The sequence below is a fragment of the Candidatus Pseudothioglobus sp. Uisw_041 genome (genome assembly GCF_048087625.1).
GTDB lineage: Bacteria > Pseudomonadota > Gammaproteobacteria > PS1 > Pseudothioglobaceae > Pseudothioglobus.
Genome location: NZ_CP159805.1, coordinates 990,843 through 1,002,741, shown reverse-complemented (window position 1 = coordinate 1,002,741; position 11,899 = coordinate 990,843). Strand labels below are relative to the sequence as shown.

The window sequence follows — 11,899 nt, the reverse complement described above, 5'->3', positions numbered from 1 at the left end:
CCTTTTTCATGGTAATATCTCGTTTTCAGATTTAAAAAATTATTGTTTTATTAATTTGGTTCTTCAAAGAGCCCTTAGTAAAATATTTTTTTTAGCTGAAAGAAGAGGAAGTTTAATATTTATTAAAGGAGAAATAATGAAAAGTATTTATAAAAAAATTGGAGCAACATTTATCAGTGCAATAGCTACTGTTAATGTAATGGCTCTTGATGAGCTTAATGTAGCTTATTTTGAAGAATGGCCAATGCCGTTCGAGTATGCAAAGCAAATTGGTGCGTATGATGAGGCTTTGGGTATGAAGGTTAACTGGAAAGCTTTTGGTACAGGTACAGCGATGTCTGCAGCTATGGCTTCTGGTGATATTCATATTTCAGTAAGTCAAGGTGTGCCTCCATTTATTGTTGCCGCTTCTACAGGCCAAGATATTCAAATTGTTGACGTTGCTGTAAGTTATGCTGACAATGATAACTGTGTTGTAGCTTCAGGTCTTGAAATTGATGCAAGTAATGCATCTGAATTGGCTGGAAAGAAAGTTTCTGTTCCACTTGGAACTGCTGCTCACTTTGGTTTCTTGAAGCAGATGGCTCACTTTGGTGTTTCTGTAGATTCAATGCAGGTAGTTGACATGGCTCCACCAGAAGGATCAGCTGCATTAGCTCAAGGAAGTATTGATATGTTCTGTGGATGGGGTGGATCACTTCGTCGTGCACTAGATCATGGTAATGTTCTTTTGACTGGTGATGAAAAAACAGCTCTAGGTATTCTAGTTTGGGACGTAACTTCAGTTCCAGCAGGTTTTGCTGATGAAAATGCTGAAGTTCTTCAAACGTTCTTAGGTGTTACTGCTGCTGCAAATGCAATGTGGAACTCAGGTGGTTTCCATTCACTAATGCTTCCTCATATCGCAAAAGATGCTGGTATGGATGAAGCAGCAACTGCTGAAACAATGTCTACATTTGTATTCCCATCAGTTAGCTCACAGTTAGGTGATAGCTGGCTTGGTGGTTCTGGTGAATCTTTCCTTAAAGGTGTAGCAGATGTATTTGTTGACGCTGGAAGTATTCCTAGCGCTCGTGGTTCGTATGCAAATGCGATTAATACTGATGGTCTTCAAGGATTAGCAGCGCAATAAAATACTGATTTATTAGACTTAATAAAAGTCTTAAAGTATTTGTTAGATTCAAGGTGGCGCACTTAGTGCGCCACCTTTTTTTTAAAAATAAATTCGGAGTTTGGTTTGAAAGGTTTATCAATTGAAAATATCTCAATGCGTTTTGATTTGAAGAATGGCTCTTCAGTTCAAGCTCTTAAAGATGTATCTTTAGACATAAAAGAAGGTGAAATTATCACTGTACTTGGACCTTCAGGTTGCGGTAAAACGACACTTCTAAATATTGTTGCTGGCTTTTTAGCTCCAACAGAAGGAAAAGTTGTTCTTAATGACAAAATTGTTTTAGGCCCTGGCGCTGAACGAGGAATGGTTTTTCAGCAAGGTGCTTTATTTGAGTGGATGAATGTTCAACAAAATGTTGCATTTGGACCTCGAATGAAAGGAATGCCAAAAGCTGAACAAAATGAAAAAGTAAAACATTTACTTGAAGTAGTTGGACTAGCTGAATTTGAGGATAAAGCCGTATACGAATTATCTGGAGGTATGCAGCAAAGAGTGGCTCTAGCGCGTTGCCTTGCAAATGAACCTGATGTAATCTTAATGGATGAGCCTCTGGGTGCATTAGATGCCTTGACTCGTGAAAAGATGCAGGGGTTAGTTTTAAAGCTCTGGAAAGAGACTGGAAAAACAATTTTATTAATTACCCATTCTGTAGAAGAGGCTGTTCTTCTTGGTGAAAGATTATTGGTTCTTGCTCCAAGGCCAGGAAGGGTTTACAAGGAGTACAATCTCCCATTTGCTGAAATGGGCGTTAATATGGATCTTCGAGAAGTTAAAAAATCTGAGGGATATTCAGCGACTCGTGATGAAATTCTCTCAATTATCTGGGAAATGGAAGAAGAGATAATGGGAAGGACGGACGAAAGCTCATGACTATTTTAATTATCTATATTTTAATTTTTATTGCTGCTTTCTATATTGTTAAAGCAGTGAGCTCAATGTCAAAATCACGAGATGATTTCACGAGTCTTAAAACTGTAACATTTGGTGATGAGAGTGCTGTTACGCCTAATAGGGCTGCTTCAATTATATCAGTTATAGCAATATTCGCTATCTGGGGCTCATTTACGGGCTCTAAATTAACCCCTATCCATGTTCCTGGACCATTTATAGGTGAACTTTCATTTACCTATACTGCTGTTAACTCTTCAGGTGAAACTGATGATGCTGAAGTAAGAATTTCTGTTTACGATGTTCAGACTGGTGAAATACCTGACAAAATAGATATAGAGCCAGGATTAGGTTTTGCTCTTAATGACACAGCTCAAATTATTACATATAGAAGTGCTTTGGTTAAAGTTAAGAAAAATGATGTTGGCGGTAAGGATAAAAAATATAAAGTTATTGCAATTAATGGGGAGTCCATTTTACCAAGCAGTGAGCTCTTTATTGATAATGCACGCGTTTATATGACCGCTAAAGGAACCCTGAGTCTTACTCCATATAAAGGCTGGCAGATGCAACCAGTGTGGCTACCCTCGCCAGAAGCTGTCTGGTCAAGGCTAACTAAGATTGCTTCAGAAGGATATAAAAATTTTAGTTTATTTGAGCATTTAGGCTGGTCACTCCTTAGAGTTGTTGTTGGTTTTTTTGCTGGCGCTCTAATAGGCATACCTTTAGGATACGCAATGGGTCTTTCTGGCTGGTTTCGTGGCTGGTTTGATCCTATTGTAGAATTTATGAGACCAGTGCCTCCACTTGCTCTAATTCCATTAGTTATTATTTGGTTTGGTATTGGCGAACAAGGAAAGATTATTTTACTATTCTTAGCTTCGCTTTGGATTATGACTATTTCTGCGAGAGCCGGAGTTTCAGGGGTTAATATTGCAAAAATTCATGCTGCATATTCACTAGGCGCCTCTAAATGGCAAATTATGAGGCTTGTTATTGTTCCAAACAGTTTGCCTGAAATATTTACAGGTGCAAGAGTCTCTATGGGGGTTTGTTGGGGCACAGTTGTAGCAGCCGAACTTGTAGCGGCTCAGAAAGGTGCTGGAATGATGATTATTACCGCCTCTAAGTTCCAGATGACTGACCTTGTAATCATGGGAATTGTGCTGATTGGTGTTATTGGTTATGCAATCGATATACTTATGAGAATTTCAGAAAATTATCTTGTACCATGGAAGGGAAAATAGATTTATAATTCTGTTTTTTTATTCTTTATTTAAGGTTAGCCCATGTCAGTAATATTACCTAAAAATGCCCAAGCTGTAATTATTGGTGGAGGAGTAGTAGGCTGCTCAGTTGCTTATCATCTTGCAAAACTTGGTTACACAGATGTAGTTCTTCTGGAGCGTAAAAAGCTAACCTCTGGAACTACATGGCATGCAGCAGGACTTGTAGGACAGATGCGCTCATCGCTTAATCTCACTCAAATGGTTAAATACTCTGGAAACCTTTACGAAACATTAGAGGCTGAAACAGGAATGGCTACTGGTTATCGCCGAACTGGCTCAATTAGTCTCGCAACAAACCAAGAAAGGTTAACAGAATATAAACGCAATGCATCACTTGCAAAAGTTCATGGAGTTGATGTGCAGATACTAACTACCGACGAGTTAAGAGATAAGGTCAACCTCTTTAATCTCGATGATGTTGTTGGCGGTGCTTGGATACCTAAGGATGGTAAGGCTGATCCAGCAAACGTTGCCATGGCTCTTGCAAAAGGCGCAAAGAACAATGGTGTTAAGATTTTTGAAGACGTTAAGGTTACTGGAATACTTAAAAAAGATGGAAAGGCTGTAGGAGTTCAAACTGAGTATGGTGACATACAATCTGATGCTGTTGTAAATTGCGGTGGAATGTGGGCAAGAGAGGTTGGCAAAATGGCTGGTGTTTCAGTCCCTCTTCATGCTTGTGAGCACTTTTACTTCCTAACTTCAGCCGTTCCAAATATGGGAGATATGCCCGTAGTGAGAGTTCCAGATGAGTCTGCATATTATAAAGAGGATGCTGGAAAAATACTTGTTGGGCTATTTGAGCCAAACGCAAAGCCATGGGCGCAAAATGGTATTCCAGAAGATTTTTGCTTTGATCAGATACAGGATGACTTAGATCACTGTATGCCTTATTTAGAGCTTGCAATGAACCGTGTGCCTATCATGGAAAGTTTAGGTATTGAGACTTTGTTTAATGGACCTGAAAGTTTTACGCCGGATGATAATTTTCAAATCGGAGAGTCTCCAGAATTAGGTAACTTTTATGTTGCTGCAGGATTCAATTCAATTGGTATTCAGGCGGCTGGTGGAGCGGGAAAATATTTAGCTGAATGGATTGTAGGAAAAGAACCTCCCTGTGATTTATGGGATGTAGATATACGAAGAAATGAGCCATTTCAAAATAATAAAATTTACTTAGCAAATAGAGTTACTGAAACTTTAGGCTATCTTTATGAAAATCATTTTCCATACCATCAATACGAAACAGCTAGAGGCTTAAGAAAAACTCCTTTGTATGAGTTTTTCAAAGAGCGTGGTGCTTGTTTTGGTGAGGTTGCTGGCTGGGAGAGGCCTAATTGGTTTGTTCCAAAGGATTTGATTGGAAAGGTTGAAGCTAAGTATGAATATTCATGGGGAAGGCAAAATTGGTTTGATTTTCATAGATTAGAGCAGCAAGCAATCAGAGAGACTGTTGGTATGTATGAAATGTCGTCATATGCAAAAATTCGAGTCAAAGGTTCTGATGCTATGGACTTTATGCAGATGATCTGTGCAAATGATGTTGATGTTGGTGTCGGTAAAATGGTTTATACGCAGTGGCTTAATCGGAAAGGCGGTATTGAAGCTGACGTAACAGTTACTCGTCTTGAAATTGATGATTATTTAATAGTCAGCGGCACAATGTGTCTGAATCGAGATATGCATTGGCTTAAAAAGAATTTGCCTGAAGGGGCCAATTGTTCACTATTTGATGCAACTAGTGCTGAGGGCTGTATCGCCATTATGGGGCCAAATTCGAGAGATTTACTACAATCCCTTACAGATACTGATATGAGTAACGAAAGCTTCCCTTTTGCAAATGTTCGCAATATTGAGGTTGGTATGGCAAATGTACGTGCACACCGAATAACATATGTTGGTGAATTAGGCTGGGAGTTATACTTTCCAATTGAGTTTTCAAGTTATGTGGCTGAGCTTATTGATTCAAAAGGTGAGGAGTTTTCTTTAAGACAGATTGGGATGCATACTGTCGACAGTTGTCGAATTGAAAAAGCATATAGACACTTTGGACATGACATTACTGATGAAGATCACGTCATTGATGCAGGGCTTGGTTTTGCTGTTAAACTCGATAAGAGCCCTTCAAAATTTGGTAACTTTATTGGTTATGACTCTGTTAAAGCTAAAAAGGCTGCCGGTTATGAAATGAGAGTAATGCAGTTTCTACTAAGTAATCCTGAACCTATGCTTTATCATAATGAACCTATTCTGAAAAATGGTGAAATTGTGGGTCATTTAACAAGTGGAACCTATAGTCATACTCTTGGTGCTGCTGTGGGCCTTGGATATGTTACATGCCTCCCTAATGAAAGTCATGAAGATATTTTAAGTGCTGAATATACTATTGAGGTTGAAGGTATTATTGAGAAAGCTAGTACATCACTTAAGCCAATGTATGACCCTTTAAATAAAAAAATCAGAAACTAATATTTCCTAATTTAATTACCAGGGCATTGCAACTGCATTATTTTGAGGGGTTAGCCTGCATGTTGGAAAATTAGCTGGATGATCTTGAAACGTTTCTTTAACACAGTCATTTTGAGGAACATCAAAATCGCTACTTGGCATAAAAGATCTTTTTCCATTGCTTGAGCAAGAGTCAATCATCTCTGTTCTTCCAGTCCACCTATAGATTTCTGATTGAATCCATTTTTTTTGTGTTTGAATTAGTTGAAGAAATTCATACATATGGCCATCATAATCCATTCCATTTCCATGAAGACCATGAAGGGCATACTTTCCACATTCTTTAAAAATTACTGGGCTACCTGATGTGTCAAATAGCATTGGAGGGTTAAGTTTACCATCATGCTTAAGTGTTTGTCTTGAGCAAGCATTATTTTTGCCACCCCATATTCTTCCATTAAGTAGATGATTATCAAAGAATCTCCCTTTATTCATTGCACTATCTCCAGGAACGGCAATATGTAAAGCTTTTGTATTTATTGCAGGAAGATTGTTTGCAATTGGAATTGGAATAATTGTAATATCTTTATTGCATCTATTGCAATTTCGATCAACATGAGCAACTAAGATATCATAACCAGGTGGCTCACCTGTTGATCTTGCGGAAATATCTAATACCTTTGCAATGATAATTTTTTTATTAGGGTAATTTTTTCCATCAACAACGTACATATTTCCCTTATGCTGGCTCCAGTCTGTGTTCCTTATTTTTGCCGCCTCTTGTCCACATGATAAAGTCTGCTTTTTATTAGGTTCAAATCCTAATATATGTGCTGAACTAATAATAATGTCATCTTCTATAAATGTTACATTGGCGCCCCACATATCTTCACCCTGAGCCATTCTTGCTTGAAAGCTATAGGAATTTTGTGAGTCATAGGTGCCACAATTTTGCTTGCATTGCAAAACATTAGGATCTGCATGAGAAGCGGAAATTAGACTTAATACTAGTATTATAAAAAGAAGTATTTGTTTCATATATATCAAAAAGATTTTCTTAATTAGTAAACATTAATTATATTAGGCTTGTATTCACCATTTGGTATTTTGGTAGGAAATATAAAATCATAATTATTCAATAATTCATATGCTAAGATATCCATTTTCTTAAGATCAAATCTATTGCAGATATTCCATTCATCATTTGGCGAACATTTGTCAGTGTAGGATAAATTAAGAGCATTAATATTGGCCATCAAAATCCAGTAAAAATATTCATGTGCTTGACATTCATAACTGCAACCCTTGTCATTATAGGTGTACCACGCACTTTTTGGGTATTTTGACGGAACTTCTACAAACTTACCACCCCGAGCTTTATCCATTGCTTCATGAAGCATAGATTCCTTATTGCCAAAATATTTTGGATAAACTTCATACCATCCTGCAGAAACAACGTGCCATACCTCTTCTAGATTTGTATCCCATTGACCAGTTTTTTGAATACCACCTATGGCCCACTGGTCTTCATCATAATACATACTTGCAGCCATTCCAATATTATCTTCACAATAGCTACCTCTTGCATTTTCCCAAAAATTTTCTCTATCACTAACACTCCAAACTGGCACAATATAGTTGTTATTTGAAAGATAAGATGCAACTCTAGGATCATCTGGCAGACCGTTCTCATCATTATCTAAATATTGTGCTAATACTCCAGCAGTATGCATGACTTTATTCATTGGTGCTCCAGGTGAGCCCACAACATAAACTCCATATACTTCGACAAATTTATCAAAGCTTCCTCTCATACATTCCCAGCTACTTAAGTCTTTTGATTCTTTACTCTTAAATATATTATTAGTTGGTTTAGCCTCATCATTATTTGAGTACTTATCCAACAGAACTTTGCCATCTTTCGCATATGGCATACATTTTCCGATTATATTATTCTCTTCTTTCCATTTAGTACAATCTATAAAGGCATCATTTTCATTAATACCTACTCCATATTCACATCTGCCATCCTCACCTTCTACTATAAATAAATATCCTCTAGAATTAAACTCACTTTTATTTAGCTCTAAATAATCTTTCCAAAACCCTTTGATTTGACGATTACATGTTCCTTCAATATTTAAGTTGATTTCTTGATTGAGGCTATTATTTTCATTAATATTTAAGTTAATTTCTTGATTGAGGTTTATATTTTGATTACAGTTATAATCTTCAATTTTATTAGTCAAATCTTGATTATTAGTCTTTCCATTTGTTGGAAAAATTGAGAGAAGACTTTTTAAATCAGGTGGGCTTAAGATTTTTTCAACATAGCATTTATACATTCTATGTCCAAGTGGAAGCTTTTCAGAAATTTCTTTGCGATTACCAATTCTAAACTCATCATTTGGGATTCCTATGAAATCTCCCAAGCCCCATTCAACAGCAATTAACCAATATGCAAACTCTGTTGTAATAGCCTTATTAAAACCATCCTCATCGCCTCTATCAAGAATCTCTTTATAGCCTAAAACATTAAAAATTCCTTTATCAATAGCTTCTTGTGTAGCGAGGTTAATCATGGAAGAGGGGTTTCTCCAATCCCAATCTGAGTATTGAATTGAAAAAGCTACATTAGTTATAGTATGGAGTAAGTGTTCAATGACTTCAGTTATTTGCTCTGATTTTATATTTTCTCGCCTGTATTCCCAAATATAGTCAGTAATATTCTCTCTGAAAGGTCCATTCTCAACAATCCTTGATTGAGGTAAGTTATTAAAACTAGTATTAAATTTTTTTTCATAATAATCTGTTCCTTCTAGGCCAATTCTTTGATAAACATAGTTATTTTTAGTAATTTTTAAATATTCAGCCCTCATTTCTGGATCTATTTGACTGTTAGTTTTTAACATTAGTAGATACGTTTTTGCTACATTTTTTAGAAACTTATTAGAAACTTCATCTAGCGAATAAAGTCTTAAATTCTGAACATCAATGTATCTTACAAAAGGGTCAGACTGTTGATCTTCATAAATCTTTAAATTTGCTTCATCAGCTCCTATAGAAGATATCCCCATGAGGTTCGTAACTAGCAAAAAATTAAGGAGTAGTTTTTTCATCTAAAATTTTCCAAATGACTCAATGCATCATCGATTTAATTTCTTTTACTATTATATCTATACCTTTATTTATCTTATTAGTATCAATAGCAGAATATCCAAGATGCAAATAGTTTGATGGCGGCTTCTCTTCAGAGAATGATGCGTTTCCTGGTCTAACTGCTACGCCTTTGTCTAGGAGTTTTTGACAAAGTTTTTCAGTATCGATTGACTCTGGAATTTTTACCCAAAATGTTGAGCCTCCAAGAGTTGGAGTGCAAGATAAGAGAGGCTCTTGATTTATTTTTTCATTTATCAAGCCCCAACGCTCTTTGTTTGTTTTTTGAATTTTAGTAAACATATTATGATAATGACCCAGGCCTATAAATAAGGCTACTGAGCGTTGATTATTTGCAGGTATATGTCTTATCATTAATCGCCTTAAAGCTCTTGCCTCTTTTACAAAGGCCTCTGGAGCAACCATGTAACCAAGCCTTAAACCAGGAGCAAAGGCTTTCGAAAAGCTTCCAACATAAATAACATTGTTATCCTTATCAAGACTTTTTAATGATGGATTAGGTTTTCTGAGAAAATTAACTTCAGCCTCATAGTCATCTTCAATAATTACCATTTGATTTTCTTTAGCAATAGATAAAAGCTTATTTCTTCTCTCCATACTCATTGTTACACCTGTTGGGTATTGATGGCTTGGAGTGGTAAAAATAATATCAATCTCGGGTTTAATTTCATCAACTAAAATTCCGTCTTTATCAATGCCTATAGGAACAATGGTGTCAGTTCGAAAGCTAAAAATATTTCTTACATCTGGGTATCCTGGATTCTCCATAGCAATAACTGTTCCTTGCTTAGCTAAAAGACTGGCAATAATGTAGATCGCATTCTGGCTGCCTGAAGTAATTAAAATTTGATCTTTATTTGCCCAAATACCCCGCTTTGGAAGTACTTTAGATTGAATCTGCTTAATTAAAGATGGGTCATCGCTATCAACATGATCAATATTCCATTTTTGTATTTCAGGAAGAGTTGACGAATGCCTAACAACCTCACGCCATTCGTAATAGGGAATTAAACTTTTATCAAGTTGGCCAATTGTAAATGAATACGGAAGACTTTGCCAATTCTCAGGATTACGAATATTAGTTTTAATAGATGGCTTCTTTGTTATTAAAGCATCTAGCCATAATGGAGGGCTAATATTTTTAACTTGATCCTCATTACTATTTGTAAAATTCTCATAAAATTGCTCATTAACAAAATAACCTCTTCTTTCTTTTGGGGTAATGTAGCCATCAAACTCTAATTCTTTATAGGCAGCAATCACTGTATTTCTTGCAACTTTAAGGGCTGCTGCAAGGTTTCTAGATGATGGTAGGGGTTCGTTTGGGCCAATTAAGCCATTAGTAATAGCATCAATTAATTGCTGACGAATCTGCAACTGCAAGGTCCTAGGCTTGTCATGTCTTAGAGAAAAAAATTGGTTCCACATTTCATCCATTTATCTGGCCTATTAATTTTAAGAATTCTGGTTCTATATGTATTTAAATTTAGGACCCCTTATATTTTATAATTCATTCTTTTGAATTACTATCAATTTTTACTTAAATCGGGGTAAGTATGTCTAATAATACACTTATACAAAATGATAAAGACCATGTTTGGCATCATTTAACGCAACATAAGGGCTTTGAATCGACTGACCCCATGATGGTTGCTAAAGCGAAAGGAATGGTTGTAACCGATACCAACGGTAATGAGTATCTTGATGGAACATCTGGCGGTGTATGGACAGTAAATTTAGGATTTGGAAGAGATGATATGGTTCAAGCTGTCAGTAATCAACTGACAAAAATTCCATACTTTGCGGGTTCTTTTGGTAACGAGCCTGCTGCTGAATATGCAAAAGAAGTTACCTCACTTATGCCAGGTTTAGACCGCGTTTATTACTCAAACTCTGGTTCAGAAGCTAATGAAAAAGGCTACAAAATGGTTCGTCAGCTTGCCCATTTTCATAATGATGGGAAAAAACATAAAATTATTTATCGTGACCGTGATTATCATGGCACAACAATCGGAGCTATGAGCTCATCTGGCCAAATTCAAAGAAAAAAACAATATGGTCCGTTTGCTCCAGGATTTGTTGAAATGCCTCACTGCTGTTGTTATCGATGCCCATATGGAAAAAAATATGGAGAGTGCAATATCGAGTGCGCTACTGTCCTTGAAGATATTATTAAAAAGGAAGGGCCAGATACCGTAGGTTCTGTTGTTTTAGAGCCGATTACTGCAGGTGGTGGAGTTATTCCTCCTGTTCCTGAGTATTTCCCAATTATTGAGTCAATATGTAGAAAATATGACGTCCTTCTTCACATAGATGAAGTGGTTTGTGGCCTTGGTAGAACAGGAAAATGGTTTGGTTACCAGCACTATGATGTTCAGCCTGATATTGTCACTACAGCTAAAGGTCTAGCTGCTGGATATGCTGCTGTATCAATTACGGTTACTACTGAAAAACTTTTTAACATGTTTAAAGAGGATCCAACTAATGTTGATAGCTACTTCCGAGATATTTCTACCTTTGGTGGAAGCACTGCTGGCCCTGCAGCTGCACTTGAAGTTTTAAAGATTATTAAACGTGAAAAACTTTTAGAGAATGTTAATGAGGTTGGAGAGCATCTTAAAAATAAATTGCTTGAACTACAAGAAAAGCATGAAATGATTGGTGAAGTTCGAGGCAAAGGGTTGTTTTGCGGTGTTGAGCTTGTAAAAGATAGGGCAACTAAAGAGCCTGTTGATGAAACAGTTGCAGCTAGCGTTGCAGCGCATTGCTTTAAAAATAAAGTGATGATTGGAAGAACTAATAGAAGTTTTGAAACTAATAATAATGTTTTGCTATTTAGTCCTGCATTCATATGTACTAAGACTGACATAGATTTAATCGTTGAATCTGTTGACAATGCCTTAGAAGCAAATAAATAGAAAAA

At 36.4% G+C, this 11,899-nt stretch carries 8 protein-coding genes; 5 read left to right on the top strand and 3 right to left on the bottom strand.

Annotation, left to right across the window (positions count from 1 at the left end):
* Positions 1 to 136: 136 nt before the first annotated feature.
* The 4 genes from ABXT44_RS05055 (at position 137) to ABXT44_RS05040 (ending at position 5,820) form a co-directional block, all read left to right on the top strand.
* Complete coding sequence (locus ABXT44_RS05055) at positions 137 to 1,132, top strand: ABC transporter substrate-binding protein (RefSeq protein WP_271537631.1); 996 nt, start codon at positions 137 to 139, stop codon at positions 1,130 to 1,132.
* Between the two features lie 105 nt (positions 1,133 to 1,237).
* Positions 1,238 to 2,044 carry an ABC transporter ATP-binding protein gene (locus tag ABXT44_RS05050; RefSeq protein ID WP_416686181.1) on the top strand — a complete coding sequence of 269 codons (807 nt, stop codon included), beginning with the start codon at positions 1,238 to 1,240 and terminating at the stop codon, positions 2,042 to 2,044.
* Positions 2,041 to 3,309 carry an ABC transporter permease gene (locus ABXT44_RS05045; protein WP_416686180.1) on the top strand — a complete coding sequence of 423 codons (1,269 nt, stop codon included), beginning with the start codon at positions 2,041 to 2,043 and terminating at the stop codon, positions 3,307 to 3,309. Before ABXT44_RS05050 ends, ABXT44_RS05045 begins: the two co-directional genes overlap by 4 nt.
* Before the next feature lie 42 nt (positions 3,310 to 3,351).
* A complete protein-coding gene (locus tag ABXT44_RS05040; protein ID WP_416686179.1) occupies positions 3,352 to 5,820 on the top strand; it encodes a GcvT family protein in 2,469 nt (822 codons plus the stop codon).
* Positions 5,821 to 5,835: 15 nt separating this feature from the next.
* Here ABXT44_RS05040 and ABXT44_RS05035 read toward each other — a convergent pair whose 3' ends face one another.
* From ABXT44_RS05035 to ABXT44_RS05025, 3 genes are read right to left on the bottom strand one after another with little or no spacing between them, the layout of a single operon-like run.
* A complete protein-coding gene (locus tag ABXT44_RS05035) occupies positions 5,836 to 6,837 on the bottom strand; it encodes a hypothetical protein (protein WP_416686178.1) in 1,002 nt (333 codons plus the stop codon).
* 23 nt (positions 6,838 to 6,860) lie between these two features.
* Positions 6,861 to 8,918 (bottom strand): hypothetical protein, encoded by a 2,058-nt coding sequence (locus ABXT44_RS05030; protein WP_416686177.1) that lies wholly within the window; start codon positions 8,916 to 8,918, stop codon positions 6,861 to 6,863.
* Positions 8,919 to 8,937: 19 nt separating this feature from the next.
* A complete protein-coding gene (locus ABXT44_RS05025) occupies positions 8,938 to 10,413 on the bottom strand; it encodes a PLP-dependent aminotransferase family protein (protein ID WP_416686176.1) in 1,476 nt (491 codons plus the stop codon).
* 119 nt (positions 10,414 to 10,532) lie between these two features.
* Between ABXT44_RS05025 and ABXT44_RS05020 the strand changes: the two genes are divergently transcribed.
* Positions 10,533 to 11,894 (top strand): aspartate aminotransferase family protein, encoded by a 1,362-nt coding sequence (locus ABXT44_RS05020; RefSeq protein ID WP_416686175.1) that lies wholly within the window; start codon positions 10,533 to 10,535, stop codon positions 11,892 to 11,894.
* Positions 11,895 to 11,899: the final 5 nt, after the last annotated feature.